This window comes from Pseudomonas sp. PA15(2017), assembly GCF_001945395.1.
GTDB lineage: Bacteria > Pseudomonadota > Gammaproteobacteria > Pseudomonadales > Pseudomonadaceae > Aquipseudomonas.
The window spans coordinates 49,428-67,382 of record NZ_MSXV01000023.1 but is presented as its reverse complement, the minus strand read 5'-3'; the positions used below and the strand labels follow the sequence as shown (position 1 = coordinate 67,382).

The following is a 17,955-nucleotide window of genomic DNA, read 5'->3' as shown; positions in this document are numbered from 1 at the left end:
CGCAATGGAGGTGCAGATGGTGTACGTCGTGATGTTTTTTCGCTTTGAACCGCCTCTGGAGGTAAATAGCCGGTAAAGAGGCTTTGCTTCATGCCGAGGAGTGCTTATCGTTCACGCTCCTCACAGGAAGCGATTGGCTCATGTCCGAAGTAAACACAACGTCCAGCACCCCATCTTCCAAACGTCAATGGTTCATCGGTCTGTTCTTGCTGGCGTTGATCATCGTACTGATCTGGTTGTTCTGGCCAACCAAGCCCGAGCCCGCGGGCGATTCTGGCTGGGGTTTCAACAATGTGCCGGTGCGCATCGCCCAGGTCGAATCCCGCGACTTCCCCATCGTGCTCAAGGCACTGGGTACGGTCACCGCCTATAACACCGCCAACGTGCGCGCCCGCGTCGATGGTCAGCTGACGGAGGTGCTGTTCAAGGACGGCCAGCCGGTCAAAGCCGGTGACGTGCTGGTGCAGATCGACCCGCGCCCTTACGAGATCGCTCTGCAGCAGGCCCAGGGCACCCTGGCCGAAAACCAGGCGCAGCTGCGCGCAGCCGAAAAGGATCTGGCGTTGTATCGCGGCCTGCTCAAGGAAGACTCCATCGCGCGCCAGACCCTGGACACCCAGGAAGCGCTGGTCAACCAGTACCGCGGCACGCTGCAGAACAACCAGGGCGCCGTTGCCGAAGCCAAGCTGAACCTGGACTTCACCAAGGTGCGCGCGCCCATCGATGGCCGCCTGGGTATCCGCCAGGTCGACCTGGGTAATCTGGTCGCCTCCGGCGATACCGACCCCATTGTGGTGATCACCCAGACGCTACCGATCTCGGTGGTGTTCACCCTGCCCGAGGGCGAGTTGCCCGGCGTGCTGAAACAGGTTCGTGGCGACCGCAAGCTGGTGGTGCAGGCCTGGGATCGCAACGAAAAGCAGCAACTGGCCGAAGGCGTGCTGGAAAGCCTCGACAACCAGATCGACACCGCCACCGGCACGGTCAAGCTCAAGGCACGCTTCGAGAACGCCGACGAGATGCTGTTCCCCAATCAGTTCGTCAATACCCGCCTGCAGGTCTCGGTGCGCGACGATGCCTTGCTGGTGCCCGTGGCTGCCCTGCAGTTCGGCGCCAGCGGCACCTTCGTTTACGTCATCGATGGCAAGGACAAGGTGCGGGTTCGTCCGGTCAAGGTCGGCCCCAGCGATGGCGAGTTCACGGTGATCGAGGATGGCGTCGCGGCTGACGAGCGCGTCGTGGTCGAGGGCACCGACCGCTTGCGCGAAGGCAACAAGGTCGAAGTGATCGGCGAGGGCACCAGCGAGCCGCCCGCCACCGGTGAAGCCGCCCCGCGGGTGCGTAGCGCTTCATGAACGTCTCACGCCTGTTCATCCTGCGACCGGTCGCCACCACGCTGATCATGCTGGCGATCTTCCTCAGTGGCGTGATCGCCTACCGGCTGTTACCGGTGTCGGCGCTGCCCGAAGTGGATTATCCAACGATCCGAGTGATGACCCTGTACCCGGGCGCCAGCCCCGATGTGATGACCAGCGCCGTTACCGCGCCGCTGGAGCGCCAGTTCGGGCAGATGGCCGGCCTGCAGCAGATGTCGTCGACCAGCTCGGGCGGTGCTTCGGTGATCACGCTGCGCTTCAACCTCGAAGTGCAGCTGGACGTCGCCGAGCAGGAAGTGCAGGCGGCGATCAATGGCGCCACCAACCTGCTGCCCAACGACCTGCCGGCGCCGCCGGTGTACAGCAAGGTCAACCCGGCGGACACGCCGGTGCTGACCCTGGCGGTGACCTCCAAGGAGTTGCCGCTGCCCCAGGTCAACGACCTAGTCGACACCCGCCTGGCCCAGAAGCTGGCGCAAACCACCGGGGTCGGCCTGGTGTCGCTGGCCGGCGGTCAGCGCCCGGCCGTGCGCATCCGCGTCAATCCCGAGGCGCTGGCGGCCTACGGCCTGAACCTCTCCGACGTGCGCACGCTGATCAACGCCAGCAACGTCAACCAGCCCAAGGGCAACTTCGACGGCCCGACGCGGGTGGCCCAACTCGATGCCAACGACCAGTTGCGTTCGGCCGACGAATACCGCGACCTGATCCTCACCTACGCCAATGGTGCGACCCTGCGTCTGCGCGACGTGGCGGACATCGTCGACGGCGCCGAGAACCAGCGCCTGGCCGCCTGGGCCAACCAGAACACCGCGGTGCTGGTCAACGTGCAGCGCCAGCCGGGCGCCAACGTCATCGACGTGGTCGACCGCATCCAGACCCTGTTGCCCAACCTGACCCAGGGCCTGCCGGCCAGCGTCGAGGTGACAGTGCTAACCGACCGCACCCAGACCATCCGCGCCGCCGTGCGTGACGTACAGCACGAGCTGATGCTGGCCATCGCCCTGGTGGTGATGGTCACCTTCCTGTTCCTGCGCAAGGTCTCGGCCACGCTGATTCCGTCGGTGGTGTTGCCGCTGTCGCTGATCGGCACCTTTGGCGTCATGTACCTGGCCGGCTTCACGGTCAACAACCTGACGCTGATGGCGCTGACCATCGCCACCGGTTTCGTGGTCGACGATGCCATCGTCATGCTGGAGAACATCGCCCGCCATCTGGAGGACGGCGAAACGCCGCTCAACGCCGCGCTCAAGGGCGCCAGGCAGATCGGCTTCACCCTGGTGTCGCTGACCCTGTCGCTGATCGCCGTCTTGATTCCGCTGCTGTTCATGGCCGATGTGGTCGGAAGGCTGTTCCGCGAGTTCGCCATCACCCTGGCGGTGGCCATCCTGATTTCCCTGGTGATTTCCCTGACCCTCACGCCGATGATGTGCGCGCGCCTGCTCAGGCACGAGCCGGAAGCCGAGCAGGGGCGGTTCTACCGCGGTGCCGGCGCAGTCATCGACGGCATGATCGAGCGTTATTCGGTGGGCCTGCGCTGGGTGCTGCGGCACCAGCCGCTGACCCTGCTGGTGGCCGTCGGCACCATGGCGCTGACCGTGGTGCTGTACCTGGCGGTGCCCAAGGGTTTTTTCCCGGTGCAGGACACCGGGGTGATCCAGGGCATTTCCGAGGCGCCGCAGTCGATTTCCTTCAGCGCCATGAGCGAGCGCCAGCAGCGCCTGGCCGACGTGATCCTCAAGGACCCGGCAGTGGACAGCCTGTCGTCCTACATCGGCGTGGACGGCGACAACCCGACGCTAAACAGCGGGCGCATGCTGATCAACCTCAAACCCCATGCCGAGCGCGACGTCAGCGCCAGCGAAGTGATCGAGCGGCTGCGGCCGGAGCTCGCCAAGCTGCCCGGTATCGAGCTGTTCCTGCAGCCGGTGCAGGATCTTTCCATCGAAGATCGGGTCAGCCGTACCCAGTTCCAGTTCAGCGTAGAGTCCCCCGATCCCGAGATGCTGGAAACCTGGTCGAACAAGCTGGTCGATGCACTGCGCCAGCAACCCGAGCTCAGCGACGTGACCAGCGATCTGCAAAGCCGCGGCCTGCAGGTGTACCTGAACATCGACCGCGACATGGCCGGGCGCCTGGGCGTGAGCGTGGCCAACATCGACGATGCGCTGTACGACGCCTTTGGCCAGCGGCAGATTTCCACCATCTACACCCAGGCCAGCCAATACCGCGTGGTGCTCGAGAGCGCCAACGGCGGCAGCATCGGCCCGGCCGCGCTGCGCCAGATCCATGTCGCCACCGCTGATGGTGATCAGGTGCCGCTGTCGTCCCTGGCCCAGGTCGAGGAGCGCGCGGCGAGCCTGTTGATCAACCATATCGGCCAGTTCCCGGCGGCCACGCTGTCGTTCAACCTCAGCCCCGGCGTAGCCCTGGGCGATGCGGTGGCGGTGATCGAGCGGGTGCAGCAGGAAATCGACATGCCGGTCAGCGTGCAGGTCAATTTCCAGGGCGCCGCCGAGGCGTTCCGCGCCTCGCTGTCGTCGACGCTGCTGCTGATCCTGGCCGCCATCGTGACCATGTACATCGTGCTCGGTGTGCTCTACGAGAGCTACATCCACCCGATCACCATCCTCTCGACCCTGCCGTCGGCCGGCGTCGGTGCCTTGCTGGCGCTGCTGCTGACCGGCAACGACCTGGGGCTGATCGCGATCATCGGCATCATCCTGTTGATCGGCATCGTCAAGAAGAACGCCATCATGATGATCGACTTCGCCCTCGACGCCGAGCGCCACCAGGGCATGACACCCCACGACGCCATCTACCAGGCGGCGCTGCTGCGCTTCCGGCCGATCCTGATGACCACCCTGGCGGCGTTGTTCGGCGCCATCCCGCTGATGCTCGCCTCGGGCTCCGGCGCCGAACTGCGTCAGCCCCTGGGCCTGGTGATGGTCGGTGGGCTGCTGCTCAGCCAGATCCTCACGCTGTTCACTACGCCGGTGATCTACCTGTACTTCGACCGCCTGGCGCGGCGTTTCAGTGGCCGCAGCGCGGCGGATGTAGCTGTATGAGCGGCAAACTGCAGGCTGTAGACCGCAGGCCGAAACGCGATGGTGCCTCAAACTTGCAGCTCGAGGCCTGGGGCCTGAAGCCACTGCGTGGAGCGCAGCCGTGAACCTTTCGGCACCCTTCATCCGGCGCCCGGTCGCCACGCTGCTGCTGAGCCTGGCGATCATGCTGCTCGGTGGCGTCAGCTTCGGCCTGCTGCCGGTGGCGCCATTGCCGAACATGGATTTCCCAGTGATCACCGTGCAGGCCAGCCTGCCCGGGGCCAGCCCCCAGGTGATGGCCGCCACCGTGGCCACGCCGCTGGAGCGCTCGCTGGGCGCCATCGCCGGCGTCAGCCAGATGAACAGCAACAGCAGCCAGGGCAGCACGCGGATCATGATCGAGTTCGATCTGGACCGTGACATCAATGCCGCGGCGCGCGAGGTGCAGGCGGCCATCAACGCGTCGCGCGAGCTGCTGCCCAGTGGCATGCGCAGCATGCCGACGTACCGCAAGATCAACCCGTCCCAGGCACCGATCATGGTGCTGTCGTTGACCTCCAGCGTGCTCGACAAGGGCCAGCTGTACGACGTGGCCTCGACCATCGTCGGCCAGAAACTGTCCCAGGTCACCGGCGTCGGTGAAGTGCAGATCGGTGGCAGTTCGCTGCCGGCCGTGCGCGTGGCCCTGGAGCCGCGCCTGCTCGATCAGTACGGCCTGGCGCTGGACGACGTGCGTGCGACCATCGCCGCCGCCAACGCCAAGCGCCCCAAGGGCGCGGTCGAGGACGCCGAGCGTCATTGGCAGGTACAGGCCAGCGATCAGCTGGAACGCGCCGCCGACTACGTGCCGATGATCATCCGCTACCAGAACGGCGCGGCGATTCGCCTGGGCGATGTCGCCCAGGTCACCGATGGCGTGCAGGACCGCTACAACAGCGGCTTCTACAACGACAGGCAGGCGGTGCTGGTGGTGGTTAACCGGCAGAGCGGGGCGAACATCATCGAGACCGTCGCCGGCATCCGCGCGTTGCTGCCCGAGCTGCGTGGGGTGATCCCGGCCAGTGCCAACCTGGAAGTGGCCATGGACCGCTCGCCGGTGATTCGCGCCACCCTCAAGGAGGCCGAGCACACCCTGCTGATCGCCGTGGGCCTGGTGATTCTGGTGGTGTTCGCCTTTCTGCGTCGCTGGCGCGCGGCGCTGATTCCCGCCCTGGCGGTGCCGGTATCGCTGGTCGGTTCGTTCGCCGCCATGTACCTGCTGGGCTTTTCGCTGAACAACCTGTCACTGATGGCGCTGATCATCGCCACCGGCCTGGTGGTGGACGACGCCATCGTGGTGCTGGAGAACATTTCCCGGCATATCGAGGCCGGTGAAACGCCGATGGCTGCCGCCTTCAAGGGCGCCCGCGAGGTGGGCTTCACGCTGCTGTCGATGAACGTCTCGCTGGTGGCGGTGTTTCTTTCCATCTTGTTCATGGGCGGGCTGGTGGAGCGCTTGTTCCGCGAGTTCTCCATCACCCTGGCGGTGGCCATCGTCATTTCCCTGCTGGTATCGCTGACCCTCACGCCGATGCTCTGCGCCCGCTGGCTCAAACCCGAGCCCAAGGAGCAGGACCGCGAGCCAGGACGCCTGGAGCGTATTGGCGCACACATCGTGCGCGGCTATGAACGTAGCCTGGACTGGGCACTGCGCCACTCGCTGCTGATGCTGATCAGCCTGTTCGCCACCATCGCCCTGAACGTGTTCCTGTTCGTCATCGTTCCCAAGACCTTCATGCCCCAGCAGGACACCGGCCAATTGATGGGCTTCATTCGCGGTGACAACGGTCTGTCGTTCCAGGTCATGCAGCCGAAGATGGAAGCCTACCGGCGGGCGATCCTCGCCGACCCGGCGGTGGAGAGCGTGGCGGGCTTCATTGGCGGCAGCAGTGGCATCAACAACGCCATCGTCATCGTGCGTCTCAAGCCCATCGCCGAGCGTGACATGTCGGCCCAGCAGGTGATCGACCGCCTGCGCAAGGACGTGCCGAAGATTCCCGGTGGGCGGATGTTCCTGATGCCTGACCAGGATCTGCAGGTCGGCGGCCGCCAGGGGCGCAGCTCGGAAAACGAGTACATGCTGATGTCCGGTGACCTGGACGCCCTGCGCGAATGGCTACCTAAGGTGCGTGAAGCGCTGCGCGCGCTCCCCGAACTGACTGATATCGACGCCACCGAAGACGGCGGCGCACCGCAGATTCGCCTGGTGGTCGACCGTGACGAGGCCAAGCGCCTCGGCGTGGACATGAGCCTGGTGACCGGCGTGCTCAACAACGCGTTCAGCCAGCGGCAGATCTCCACCATCTACGACAGCCTCAACCAGTACAGCGTGGTCATGGAAATCAACCCGCGCTATGCCCAGAGCCCCGAAGCGCTGCGGCAAATCCAGCTGATCACCGCCGATGGCGCGCGGGTGCCGCTATCGGCCATTGCCCATTGGGAGAACAGCCTGGAGGATGACCGCATCAGCCACCAGGGCCAATTCGCCGTGGAGAACATTGGCTTCTCCCTGGCCGAAGGCGTCAGCCTCGACCAGGCGACCCGGGCCATCAACCTGGCCGTGGCGCGCATCGCGCTGCCCACCGAGGTGCAGGGTACCCTGGGCGGTACTGGCGCAGCGTTCCAGAAGACCCAGGACAACCAGCCGTGGATGATCCTGATGTCGCTGGTGGTGGTGTATATCGTGCTCGGCGTGCTCTACGAGAGCTACGTGCACCCGCTGACCATCCTCTCCACGCTGCCGTCGGCGGGTGTTGGCGCGCTGCTGGCACTGCAACTGCTCAACACCGAGTTCAGCCTGATTTCGCTGTTGGGGCTGTTCCTGTTGATCGGGGTGGTGAAGAAAAACGCCATTCTGATGATCGACCTGGCCCTGCAGCTCGAGCGCAACGAGCACCTGAGCCCGGCCGAGTCGATTCGTCGCGCCTGCCTGCTGCGCTTCCGGCCGATCATGATGACCACTCTGGCGGCGCTGCTCGGCGCCTTGCCGCTGATGCTCGGTAGTGCCGAAGGCTCGGAGATGCGCCAGCCGCTGGGTATCACCATCGTCGGCGGGCTGATTCTCAGCCAGATCCTCACGCTTTACACCACTCCGGTGGTCTACCTCTATCTCGACCGCCTGCGCCACCGGGTCAACCGCTGGCGTGGCGTGCGTACCGATGCCGCTCTGGAAACGCCTCTATGACTGTCGCTCCCCGTCGAACCCTCTGTCTGCTGGCGCTCAGCATCGCCCTGGCCGGTTGTGCCATCGGCCCTGATTACCAGCGCCCGGAGACCAACACGCCAGTGGCCTTCAAGCAGGCCGAAGGTTGGAAGGCCGCCGTGCCGGCCGACGCCCTGGCACGCGGTGCCTGGTGGGAGCTGTACAGCGACGGCGAGCTCAATGCCCTGGTCGGTCGCCTCAACGTTTCCAACCAGAACCTGGCCGCCTCGGAGGCCCAGTACCGGCAGGCCCGCGCCTTGCTGCGCAGCGGCCGTGCGGCATTCTTTCCGACCCTGTCGAGCAGTGCCGGCATGACCCGCGCCGGGCAGGGCGGTGGCGACAGCACATTGCGCACGGCCGATGGCATCGCCATTGGCGGTGGCAACTCGTCGAGCATCAGCAAGAGTTATGACCTGAGCCTCAACGCCAGCTGGGAGCTGGATGTGTGGGGCAAGCTGCGCCGCAGCCTGGAGTCCAGTCGCGCGGCGTTCGAAGCCAGCGCCGCCGACCTGGCCGCCGTACGCCTGAGCCTGCAGTCCGAACTGGTGCAGAGCTATCTGCAATTGCGCGTGCTGGATGAGCAGCAGCGCCTGCTCGACGCCACCGTGACGGCCTATCAACGTTCGTTGCGCCTGACCGAGAACCAATACCGCGCCGGCATCGTGCCGCGTTCCGACGTCGCCCAGGCGCTGACTCAGCTGCGTAGTACCGAAGCCCAGGCCATCGACCTGCAGTGGCAGCGCGCGCAACTCGAACACGCCATCGCCGTACTGATCGGTGTGCCGCCCAGCGAGGTCAGCATCGCCCGCCGTGAAACCCTGCCAGGCCTGCCTGACGTGCCGGCCAGCGTGCCCTCGCAGTTGCTCGAGCGCCGCCCTGATGTCGCGGCTGCCGAGCGCCGGGTGATCGCCGCCAACGCCGAAATCGGCGTGGCCAAGGCCGCCTGGTTTCCTGACCTGACCCTGTCCGCTACCGGCGGCTATCGCGGTAGCAGCTTCGCAGACTGGATCAACCTGCCCAATCGCTTCTGGTCGGTGGGCCCGCAACTGGCCCTGACCCTGTTCGACGGTGGCCGGCGCAGCGCTGAAAGCGAGCGAGTCGAGGCGGCCTATGACCAGACCGTCGCCCAGTACCGCCAGGCGGTGTTGGACAGCTTCCGCGAGGTCGAGGATTACCTGGTCCAGCAACGTGAGCTGGGCCGCGAGGCCGAGGTGCAGGATCAGGCGCTGGAGGCGGCGCGCGAGTCGCTGCGTTTGATCGAGAACCAGTACCGTGCCGGCACCGTGGACTACAACAGCGTGGTCAACGTACAGGCCACCGCCCTGAGCAACGAGCGTAGCGCCCTGACGCTGCTGGGCAGTCGCCTGACCGCCAGCGTGCAGCTGATCGCCGCTCTGGGCGGTGGTTGGGATGTGCAGCAGCTTGAAGACGGCGACGAATAACCACGATTCGTAGCCCGGGTTAGCCGCACGCGTAACCCGGGATCATTGGTGCGTAACTCGTAGGGTGGAACGGGGCGCGTAGCCGACGTTTTTTGGGTCCACCGCTCCCGGGTGTTGCTTCGCTCGACCCGGGCTACGTCTTCGCTCAAGTGTGACGATACACGCCTTTGCCCGCTAGGCGCTGACGATCGTGGGCCGTGTCGAAGTCCAGCGCCGGGCCCTTGGGCACGATGCCGGTAGGGTTGATGGTCTGGTGACTGGCGTAGTAGTGGTGCTGGATGTGCCACATGTCAACGGTCGCCGCCACGCCCGGCCACTGATAGAGCTCGCGCAGCCAGTTGCTGAGGTTCGGGTAATCGGCGATGCGCCGCAGGTTGCACTTGAAGTGGCCGTGATAGACAGCGTCGAAGCGCACCAGGGTGGTGAACAGTCGCCAGTCGGCTTCGGTCAGGTACTCGCCAGTCAGATAGCGCGATTGCCCCAGGCGGGTTTCCAGCACCGACAGCTCCGCGAACAGTTCGTCGAAGGCTTCTTCGTAAGCCGCCTGGGTGGTGGCGAAACCGGCGCGATAAACGCCATTGTTCACTGCCGGGTAGATACGCCCATTGAGCGCATCGATTTCGCCGCGCAGAGGCTCGGGGTAGAAGTCCAGGCGGTTGCCGGTGATGCCGTCGAACGCCGAGTTGAACATACGGATGATTTCCGCCGACTCGTTGCTGACGATGCGCCGCTGTTGCTTGTCCCACAGCAGCGGCACGGTGACCCGACCGGTGTATTGCGCATCGTCCTCCGTGTAGCGCTGGTGCAGGAAGGCGAAACCGTCCAGGGCGTCGCCGCTGGAGCCGTGTTCCGGGTCGAAGGTCCAGCCGTTCTCGCGCATCAGCCAACTGACCACCGAAACCTCGATCAGCGGCTCGAGGCCCTTGAGGGTACGCAGAATCAGGGTGCGGTGCGCCCAGGGGCAGGCCAGCGATACATAGAGATGATAGCGGCCGGCGTCGGCGGCAAAGCCACCTTCGCCGGATGGTCCGGCCGCGCCGTCTGCGGTAATCCAGTTGCGGCGCTGGGCATTCTCGCGCTTGAAGCGCCCGCCCGCGCCGGTGTCGTACCACTGGTCGTGCCATTGGCCTTCGATCAACAAGCCCATGTTCTTTACTCCCTTGTCAGCTAACAGACTGTTGAAAAACTACCTGCGTTGCCGCTGCTTCGTTGAAAACAGGCTAAAAATGCTCATTTACAGCAGTAAGCTCCGCTTTTTCGCCTGTTTTCGCCTCGCATCGGCTGCCTCGGCTACGTCTTTCAACGGTCTGTCCGATGCCTGGAGTCTACCCAGTCAGCTATCGACCCAGGCCGTAAAAACCGGGTTCAACGAATCGGCTGTTTCGATAGATGACGCGCCTGCCAGCGTTTTTCCGCCTCGGCGAACGCGGCTTCTCGGCTCAGGCCCAGTCCGCGCAGGGCCAGCGCCATGGTGGCGATGATCGCCAACTGGCCGTAGGCATCTGCGGCTTCGCCGCGCCACACGGCTTGCAGGTGAGCCGGGTCGAGACGCTCGGGTTTGACGTGGCGGCGCTCGGAAAGCATCGGCCAGTCTTCATCCCAGTTCTCGCCGTGCTCGGTGCCATACAGATGGCAGACGGCATCCGGGTTCAACTCGATCTCGCCGCCGTCACCCTTGACCACGATGGCGTGGTCGCCGAGCAACTGGCTGGCCTCGCGGTGCACGGCCTGATAACCGGGGTGGAAGATGCTCTGCAGGCCGCAACGCGCCGCCAGCGGGTTGAGAATGCGCGCCAGCGAGTGGATCGGTGAGCGCAGGCCCAGCACGTTACGCAGGTCGATCATGCGTTGCAGGGCGGGCATCCAGTCGCCCAGCGGCATGAAGGCTAGATTACTGTTGTCCAGATTGCGCGAAACCTCGTCCCAATTGCGGCACAGCGCAACATCCAGGTCACCGAGCAATTGCTCGCTGTACAGGCGCCCGGCGGTGTGCGCACCGCCGCCGTGCATGAAGATGCGCAGACCGCTACTCGCCAGCGCCTTTGCCGCGAGCAGGAACCAGGGCAGGTGACGCTTCTTGCCGGCGTAGGTCGGCCAGTCGAAGTCGACCTGGATGGCGGGTGCAGCCAGGCGGGCACGCACCGCTTCGGTGAAACCGGCCATTTCCTCGGCGCTTTCTTCCTTGTGGCGCAGCAGCATCAGAAAGGCGCCGAGCTGGGCGTCCTCGACCTTGCCGTCGAGGATCATGCCCATGGCATCGCGGGCTTCTTCGCGGGTCAGGTTGCGCGCACCGCGCTTGCCCTTGCCGAGCATGCGCACGAAGGCGGCGAACGGGTGTTCTTCGGGGGTGATCAGGTTCATAGGCAATTGGTCGGCTTGGGCAGGCCCGCCAGCTTGGCGGCGAGTTTGGCGGGTGCGCCATTGAACAGGCGATTGAGGTGCAGGCTGTTGCCCTTGTCCGGCCCCAGCTTGAGGGCGACGTACTTGATCAGCGGGCGGTTGGCCGGCGACAGCTGGAATTCGTCATGGAAGGCGCGCAGCAGGTGGAGGATTTCCCAGTGCTCGGCGCTCAACGCCAGGCCCTCACGCATGGCCAGCGCGGCGGCGACCTCGGCGGACCAGTCCTGCAGATCGAGCAGGTAGCCGTCCTTGTCCAGTGCGATGGCGTGCTCGCTGATGATCAGATTGCTCATAACCAGGTGTTCACCTTGCTGAAACGGCAGGCGAGAGCGACGAAACCCGGATAGTCGATCTGTTCGATGCCGGCACCAGGCTGCAGGCCGCGGGCCTGGATGTCTTCGGCCAGGGCATACAGCGCGACGCCTTGCAGCGCTACCAGCGCTTCGCCGTGCGGGGTGCCGGGCTGTGCCGCGTAAGTGGCGTCGCCACACAGCAACAGGCCGTCACCGCTACCGAGCAGGCGCAGGCAGCTGCTCAGCCGGTCATTGCTGAACGGCGAGCTGGAGAGTACGTGCAGGGTCTTCGTCACAGCGTGATCACCTGGTCGTAGCGGTCGATAAGGGCACGCAGGCCGTCGGTGTCCAGGCGTTCGACGGCCAGCGAGGTGTCGCTCAGGCCGCGCTGTGCCAGGCTGTGGGCGCAGGCATACAGTGCTTCGACGCCGAACATCGGCAGGGCCTGCAGGTTGGCGGTGAGGTCTTTCTGCTGTACGGCCTGGGGCGCTTGCCTGGTGGCCAGCTGCAGCACGCCGTCATCGAGAAACAGCAGGCCGATGGGCAGGTCGAAGGCGCCACCGGCCAGGGCGATATCCAGGGCTTCGCGGGCGCCAGTGCCGTTCCAGGGCGCCTGGCGGCTGATGATCAGCAGGGATTGACTCATCTCAGTCACCTCCAAAGTAGATCAGCCGGTCAGCTTCTTGAGCCGCTTCGTGCAGCTGGCCCAAACCGGACAGTACCCAGGGTGCGGGCAGGTTGGCCGCCTCGCGCTCGTAGCGGCGCGCTTCCTGGGCGTCGAGCACGCCACGACGCAGGGCGGCGGCGATGCACACCACGCCGTCGAGCCCGTTGCTGACAACGAATTCGCGCCACTGACGGGCGACGTCGGTTTCATCCTGAGGGCTGACGACAGTGCCCGAGGCGCTGTGCACGCCATCGGCGTAGAAGAACAGGCGCACGATCTGGTGGCCACCGTTCAGCGCCGCTTCTGCAAAGCGCAGGGCACGGCGGGAAGAGGGCGCCGAAGGCGGTGAAAACAGGGCGATGGCGAATTTCATGAACGGCCCGGCTGTGGATACAGGGCGCCATGATAAAGCCTGAGCGGCAGGGACAGAAACGAAAAAGCCCATATCCGTGGATATGGGCTTTCTTGTCACAGCGGGCTCAGGGCAAGAAGCTTACTTCTTGATGTCGCGCTGGGTCGGGCCGGTGTACAGCTGACGCGGGCGGCCGATCTTGTACGGGCCGGAGAGCATTTCCTTCCAATGCGAGATCCAACCGACGGTACGCGCCAGGGCGAAGATCACGGTGAACATGCTGGTTGGAATGCCGATCGCCTTGAGGATGATCCCCGAGTAGAAGTCGACGTTCGGATACAGGTTGCGCTCTTTGAAGTACGGATCGTTACGGGCGATCTCGTCGAGCTTCATGGCCAGTTCCAGCTGCGGGTCGTTGATGCCCAGCTCGGCCAGCACTTCGTCGCAGGTCTGCTTCATGACCTGGGCGCGTGGATCGAAGTTCTTGTAGACGCGGTGACCGAAGCCCATGAGCTTGAACGGATCGTCCTTGTCCTTGGCCTTGGCGATGAAGGTGTCGATGTTCGACACGTCGCCGATTTCGTCCAGCATGGCCAGTACGGCTTCGTTCGCACCGCCGTGGGCCGGGCCCCAGAGTGCGGCGATACCGGCAGCGATACAGGCGAACGGGTTGGCGCCCGAGGAGCCCGCCAGGCGCACCGTGGAAGTGGAGGCGTTCTGCTCGTGGTCGGCGTGCAGGATGAAGATGCGGTCCATGGCCTTGGCCAGCACGGGGCTGATCGGCTTGGTCTCGCACGGGGTGTTGAACATCATGTGTAGGAAGTTTTCCGCGTAGTTCAGGTCGTTACGCGGGTACATCATCGGCTCGCCCTTGGAGTACTTGTACACCATGGCAGCGATGGTCGGCATCTTGGCGACCAGGCGCATCGCGGAAATGTCGCGGTGCTGTGGGTTCTTGATGTCCAGGGAATCGTGGTAGAAGGCGGAGAGGGCGCCGACCACGCCACACATGATGGCCATCGGGTGGGCGTCACGACGAAAACCGTTGAAGAAGGTCTTCAGTTGTTCGTGAACCATGGTGTGGTTCTTGATGGTGCTGACGAACTGGGCCTTCTGCTCTTCGTCCGGCAGTTCGCCGTTGAGCAGCAGGTAGCAGGTCTCCAGGTAGTCGGCTTTCTCGGCCAGTTGCTCGATGGGGTAGCCGCGGTGCAGCAGTACGCCCTTGTCACCATCAATGTAGGTGATCTTCGACTCGCATGAGGCGGTCGACATGAAGCCGGGGTCGAAGGTGAAGTTGCCCGTGGCAGTCAGGCTCCGCACGTCGATCACATCTGGGCCAACGGTGCCGGATAAAACGGGCAGCTCGACGGGGGCTGCGCCCTCGATGATCAACTGCGCTTTTTTGTCAGCCATGTGTGGCCTCCTAGTTATGCTTGGAATCATCAGTCGGCCCCCCACGCAGGGCCCGCATCACTATAGTGTTATGAATCTGAAAGTCAATTTGCGAAAACCCAGGCAATAGAAGGGCTTGAGTGCCCTGCCTGCGACAAAAGGGCGCGCCCTATTACGCCATTTCCGGGCTTGACGCAATCGCTATTAGGTCGAGGTATCCGCGTTGTCATTAGCGACCTAACTGTCTATACTCTGCGCCCGACTGCCAAGGGCCTTGAGCCCGGTTTCTGGTGGTTGTCACTTCTTGGGTGATGGGTACCTGACCAGTGCGCTTCCCGACAACTCAGCCCTGATAGCTGGGGCTCTCAGTGTGATAATAAAGCCGTGAATAGCCAACGACCTGTAAACTTAGACCTTCGGACGATAAAACTCCCAGTCACTGCTTACACGTCCATTCTTCACCGTATATCTGGCGTGATCCTTTTCCTCGGCATTGCCGTGCTGCTGTTCGGGCTCGACAAGTCGCTGTCTTCGGAAGAGGGCTTCGCGCAGGTGAAAGAATGCTTGACCAGTCCGCTGGCCAAGTTCGTGATCTGGGGACTGTTGTCCGCTCTGCTGTACCACCTGGTGGCCGGTGTGCGCCACCTGATCATGGATGCTGGAGTCGGTGAGACGCTGGAAGGCGGCAAACTGGGTTCCAAAATCGTTCTCGTCGTATCGGCGATCCTGATCGTGCTGCTGGGGGTATGGATATGGTAACTAACGTCACGAATTTCTCGCGTTCGGGCCTCTACGACTGGATGGCTCAACGCGTTTCTGCGGGCGTGCTCGCGGCTTATGTCCTGTTTCTGCTGGGCTACATCGTCCTGAATCCAGGCATGGGCTACGCCGAATGGCATGGTCTGTTCTCCAATAATGCAATGCGCATCTTCAGCCTGCTGACTCTCGTGGCGCTCGGCGTTCACGCCTGGGTCGGCATGTGGACCATCTCCACCGACTACCTGACGCCGACCGCGCTGGGCAAGTGGGCAACCGTTGTGCGTTTTCTGTTCCAGGCCGCGTGTGGCATCGCCATGTTCGTGTTCTTCGTCTGGGGCGTGCAGATTCTTTGGGGTTTCTGATTCATGACTAGCATTCGTACTCTTTCCTATGACGCCATCATCGTCGGTGGTGGCGGTGCCGGTATGCGCGCTGCTCTGCAGTTGGCGCAAGGCGGTCACAAGACAGCAGTGGTCACCAAGGTCTTCCCGACCCGTTCTCACACCGTTTCTGCCCAGGGCGGCATCACCTGCGCCATCGCCTCGAACGATCCGAACGATGACTGGCGCTGGCACATGTACGACACCGTCAAGGGTTCCGACTACATCGGTGACCAGGACGCGATCGAATACATGTGTTCCGTCGGTCCGGAAGCCGTGTTCGAGCTCGAGCACATGGGGCTGCCGTTCTCCCGTACCGAGCAGGGCCGCATCTATCAGCGTCCGTTCGGTGGTCAGTCCAAGGGGCCGGACAATCCGACTCAGGCCGCTCGTACCTGTGCCGCTGCCGACCGTACCGGTCACGCGCTGCTGCACACCCTGTACCAGGCCAACCTGAAGGCTGGCACCTCGTTCCTCAACGAATGGTATGCGGTCGATCTGGTGAAGAACCAGGACGGTGCCATCGTCGGCGTCATCGCCATCTGCATCGAGACCGGCGAAACCGTGTACATCCGTTCCAAGGCCGTGGTTCTGGCCACCGGCGGTGCTGGCCGTATCTACGCCTCCACCACCAACGCCCTGATCAACACCGGTGACGGTGTGGGCATGGCCCTGCGTGCCGGCGTGCCGGTGCAGGACATCGAAATGTGGCAGTTCCACCCAACCGGTATCGCCGGCGCCGGTGTACTGGTTACCGAAGGCTGCCGCGGTGAGGGTGGTTACCTGATCAACGCCCATGGTGAGCGCTTCATGGAGCGTTATGCGCCCAACGCCAAGGACCTCGCCGGTCGTGACGTGGTGGCCCGTTCCATGGTCAAGGAAGTCATCGCCGGCAACGGCTGTGGCCCCAACAAGGACCACGTACTGCTCAAGCTCGATCACCTCGGCGAGGAAGTGCTGCACAGCCGCCTGCCAGGCATTTGCGAACTGTCGAAGACTTTTGCCCATGTCGACCCGGTCGTCGCGCCCGTTCCGGTCATCCCGACCTGCCACTACATGATGGGCGGCGTTGCCACCAACATTCATGGCCAGGCCATCACCCAGGATGCCAACGGCAACGACAGGATCATCGAAGGTCTGTTCGCCGTGGGCGAAGTGGCTTGCGTATCGGTTCACGGTGCCAACCGTCTGGGCGGCAACTCGCTGCTCGACCTGGTGGTGTTCGGCCGTGCCGCTGGCCTGCACCTGGAAAAAGCGCTGAAAGAAGGCGTGGAAGTCCGTGGTGCCAGCGAAACCGACATCGAGCTGTCGCTGGGTCGTCTGGCTGGCGTCAACGAGCGTAGCAGCGGCGAAGATGTTGCCACGCTCAAGCGCGAACTGCAGTCGTGCATGCAGAACTACTTTGGCGTATTCCGTACCGGCGAATACATGAAGAAGGGCATCGCTCAGTTGTCCGACCTGCGCGAGCGCATCGCCAAGGTCAAGATCAACGACAAGAGCCAGGCCTTCAACACCGCGCGTATCGAAGCGCTGGAGCTGCAGAACCTGCTGGAAGTCGCCGAAGCCACTGCCATCGCAGCTGACACCCGTACCGAGTCCCGCGGCGCTCACGCCCGTGAAGATTTCGAAGACCGTGACGACACCAACTGGTTGTGCCACAGCCTGTACTTCCCGGGTGAGAAACGTGTCGCCAAACGCGATGTCAACTTCTCGCCGAAGACCGTACCGGCGTTTGAACCCAAAGTTCGTACTTATTAAGGGTGGCTACCATGTCTCTTGGCAAAAGCTTGAAAGTCAGCGTTTATCGCTACAACCCGGAAGCCGACAAAGCGCCGTTCATGCAGGATTTCGACATCACCATCGACGGCAAAGACCTGATGGTGCTGGACATCCTGGCGCTCATCAAAGAGCAGGACGAGGGTTTCTCCTACCGCCGCTCCTGCCGTGAAGGCGTTTGCGGCTCCGACGGCATGAACATCAGCGGCAAGAACGGCCTGGCCTGTATCACGCCGATCTCCAGCGTGGTCAAGGGCAACAAGCTGGTGATCCGCCCGCTGCCTGGCCTGCCGGTCATTCGTGACCTGGTCGTCGATATGAGCATCTTCTACAAGCAGTACGAGAAGGTGCAGCCGTTCCTGCAGAACGAGACACCGGCTCCGGCCATCGAGCGCCTGCAGTCGCCGGAAGAGCGCGAGAAGCTCGACGGTCTGTACGAGTGCATCCTGTGTGCGTGCTGCTCGACCAGCTGCCCGTCGTTCTGGTGGAACCCGGACAAGTTCCTGGGCCCGGCTGCACTGCTGCAGGCCTATCGCTTCCTGGCCGACAGCCGTGATACCAAGACCGCGGAACGATTGGCATCGCTCGATGATCCATTCAGTGTGTTCCGCTGCCGCGGGATCATGAACTGCGTGAATGTGTGCCCCAAGGGTCTTAACCCGACCAAGGCCATCGGTCACGTACGCAACATGCTGCTGCAAAGCGGTACCTGATTCACCGTTCTTTAGCTTTACCGTAACACCTGCCGCACCGACGTAATGTCGGTGTTGCAGTATCGCCAGGGCGTCGGCCTAGCCGCCGACGCCCTCATACGAAAAATATGACGACCA

The 17,955-nt window shown here is 63.6% G+C and carries 15 protein-coding genes; 8 read left to right on the top strand and 7 right to left on the bottom strand.

Features of this window, described 5'->3' with window-relative positions:
• The first annotated feature begins 140 nt into the window (after positions 1–140).
• The 4 genes from BVH03_RS08690 (at position 141) to BVH03_RS08675 (ending at position 9,106) form a co-directional block, all read left to right on the top strand.
• Positions 141–1,355, top strand: coding sequence for an MdtA/MuxA family multidrug efflux RND transporter periplasmic adaptor subunit (locus BVH03_RS08690; RefSeq protein ID WP_075960790.1), 1,215 nt, complete (start codon positions 141–143; stop codon positions 1,353–1,355).
• Positions 1,352–4,444, top strand: coding sequence for an MdtB/MuxB family multidrug efflux RND transporter permease subunit (locus tag BVH03_RS08685; protein ID WP_075960789.1), 3,093 nt, complete (start codon positions 1,352–1,354; stop codon positions 4,442–4,444). The genes BVH03_RS08690 and BVH03_RS08685 overlap by 4 nt, the downstream gene beginning before the upstream one ends.
• A gap of 100 nt (positions 4,445–4,544) precedes the next feature.
• On the top strand, positions 4,545–7,646 hold the full coding sequence (locus BVH03_RS08680) for an efflux RND transporter permease subunit (RefSeq protein WP_075960788.1): 3,102 nt from the start codon (positions 4,545–4,547) through the stop codon (positions 7,644–7,646).
• On the top strand, positions 7,643–9,106 hold the full coding sequence (locus BVH03_RS08675) for an efflux transporter outer membrane subunit (protein ID WP_075960787.1): 1,464 nt from the start codon (positions 7,643–7,645) through the stop codon (positions 9,104–9,106). The genes BVH03_RS08680 and BVH03_RS08675 overlap by 4 nt, the downstream gene beginning before the upstream one ends.
• A gap of 145 nt (positions 9,107–9,251) precedes the next feature.
• On the opposite strand, the gene BVH03_RS08670 is transcribed toward BVH03_RS08675, so the two are convergent.
• The 7 genes from BVH03_RS08670 to gltA form a co-directional block, all read right to left on the bottom strand.
• Positions 9,252–10,253: a glutathione S-transferase family protein gene (locus BVH03_RS08670; protein ID WP_075960786.1), complete on the bottom strand. Its 1,002-nt coding sequence runs from the start codon at positions 10,251–10,253 to the stop codon at positions 9,252–9,254.
• A 218-nt stretch (positions 10,254–10,471) separates the two neighbouring features.
• Positions 10,472–11,467 (bottom strand): glycosyl transferase family protein, encoded by a 996-nt coding sequence (locus BVH03_RS08665; RefSeq protein WP_075960785.1) that lies wholly within the window; start codon positions 11,465–11,467, stop codon positions 10,472–10,474.
• On the bottom strand, positions 11,464–11,799 hold the full coding sequence (locus tag BVH03_RS08660; RefSeq protein WP_075960784.1) for a TusE/DsrC/DsvC family sulfur relay protein: 336 nt from the start codon (positions 11,797–11,799) through the stop codon (positions 11,464–11,466). Before BVH03_RS08660 ends, BVH03_RS08665 begins: the two co-directional genes overlap by 4 nt.
• A complete protein-coding gene (tusB, locus tag BVH03_RS08655) occupies positions 11,796–12,095 on the bottom strand; it encodes a sulfurtransferase complex subunit TusB (protein ID WP_075960783.1) in 300 nt (99 codons plus the stop codon). Before tusB ends, BVH03_RS08660 begins: the two co-directional genes overlap by 4 nt.
• A complete protein-coding gene (gene tusC, locus BVH03_RS08650) occupies positions 12,092–12,445 on the bottom strand; it encodes a sulfurtransferase complex subunit TusC (protein ID WP_075960782.1) in 354 nt (117 codons plus the stop codon). Before tusC ends, tusB begins: the two co-directional genes overlap by 4 nt.
• 1 nt (position 12,446) lies before the next feature.
• Entirely contained in the window at positions 12,447–12,839 is a 393-nt protein-coding gene (tusD, locus tag BVH03_RS08645; RefSeq protein WP_075960781.1) for a sulfurtransferase complex subunit TusD, read from the bottom strand.
• Positions 12,840–12,959: 120 nt separating this feature from the next.
• Positions 12,960–14,231 carry a citrate synthase gene (gene gltA, locus BVH03_RS08640; protein ID WP_075960780.1) on the bottom strand — a complete coding sequence of 424 codons (1,272 nt, stop codon included), beginning with the start codon at positions 14,229–14,231 and terminating at the stop codon, positions 12,960–12,962.
• A 363-nt stretch (positions 14,232–14,594) separates the two neighbouring features.
• Between gltA and sdhC the strand changes: the two genes are divergently transcribed.
• The 4 genes from sdhC to BVH03_RS08620 are packed head-to-tail and all read left to right on the top strand — an operon-like array spanning position 14,595 to position 17,838.
• Positions 14,595–14,969, top strand: coding sequence for a succinate dehydrogenase, cytochrome b556 subunit (sdhC, locus tag BVH03_RS08635; protein WP_042553720.1), 375 nt, complete (start codon positions 14,595–14,597; stop codon positions 14,967–14,969).
• A complete protein-coding gene (gene sdhD, locus BVH03_RS08630) occupies positions 14,963–15,331 on the top strand; it encodes a succinate dehydrogenase, hydrophobic membrane anchor protein (RefSeq protein WP_075960779.1) in 369 nt (122 codons plus the stop codon). Before sdhC ends, sdhD begins: the two co-directional genes overlap by 7 nt.
• A gap of 3 nt (positions 15,332–15,334) precedes the next feature.
• Positions 15,335–17,107, top strand: coding sequence for a succinate dehydrogenase flavoprotein subunit (sdhA, locus tag BVH03_RS08625; RefSeq protein WP_070887734.1), 1,773 nt, complete (start codon positions 15,335–15,337; stop codon positions 17,105–17,107).
• Between the two features lie 11 nt (positions 17,108–17,118).
• Positions 17,119–17,838 carry a succinate dehydrogenase iron-sulfur subunit gene (locus tag BVH03_RS08620; RefSeq protein WP_075960778.1) on the top strand — a complete coding sequence of 240 codons (720 nt, stop codon included), beginning with the start codon at positions 17,119–17,121 and terminating at the stop codon, positions 17,836–17,838.
• Positions 17,839–17,955 lie beyond the last annotated feature (117 nt).

What these genes read in the sequence shown, in the direction of transcription:
- BVH03_RS08690 (WP_075960790.1), top strand. Translation starts at nt 141, where the DNA reads ATGTCCGAAGTAAACACAACGTCCAGCACCCCATCTTCCAAACGTCAA.
- BVH03_RS08685 (WP_075960789.1), top strand. Translation starts at nt 1,352, where the DNA reads ATGAACGTCTCACGCCTGTTCATCCTGCGACCGGTCGCCACCACGCTG.
- BVH03_RS08675 (WP_075960787.1), top strand. Translation starts at nt 7,643, where the DNA reads ATGACTGTCGCTCCCCGTCGAACCCTCTGTCTGCTGGCGCTCAGCATC.
- BVH03_RS08670 (WP_075960786.1), bottom strand. Translation starts at nt 10,253, where the DNA reads ATGGGCTTGTTGATCGAAGGCCAATGGCACGACCAGTGGTACGACACC.
- BVH03_RS08665 (WP_075960785.1), bottom strand. Translation starts at nt 11,467, where the DNA reads ATGAACCTGATCACCCCCGAAGAACACCCGTTCGCCGCCTTCGTGCGC.
- BVH03_RS08660 (WP_075960784.1), bottom strand. Translation starts at nt 11,799, where the DNA reads ATGAGCAATCTGATCATCAGCGAGCACGCCATCGCACTGGACAAGGAC.
- tusC (WP_075960782.1), bottom strand. Translation starts at nt 12,445, where the DNA reads ATGAGTCAATCCCTGCTGATCATCAGCCGCCAGGCGCCCTGGAACGGC.
- tusD (WP_075960781.1), bottom strand. Translation starts at nt 12,839, where the DNA reads ATGAAATTCGCCATCGCCCTGTTTTCACCGCCTTCGGCGCCCTCTTCC.
- gltA (WP_075960780.1), bottom strand. Translation starts at nt 14,231, where the DNA reads ATGGCTGACAAAAAAGCGCAGTTGATCATCGAGGGCGCAGCCCCCGTC.
- sdhD (WP_075960779.1), top strand. Translation starts at nt 14,963, where the DNA reads ATGGTAACTAACGTCACGAATTTCTCGCGTTCGGGCCTCTACGACTGG.
- sdhA (WP_070887734.1), top strand. Translation starts at nt 15,335, where the DNA reads ATGACTAGCATTCGTACTCTTTCCTATGACGCCATCATCGTCGGTGGT.
- BVH03_RS08620 (WP_075960778.1), top strand. Translation starts at nt 17,119, where the DNA reads ATGTCTCTTGGCAAAAGCTTGAAAGTCAGCGTTTATCGCTACAACCCG.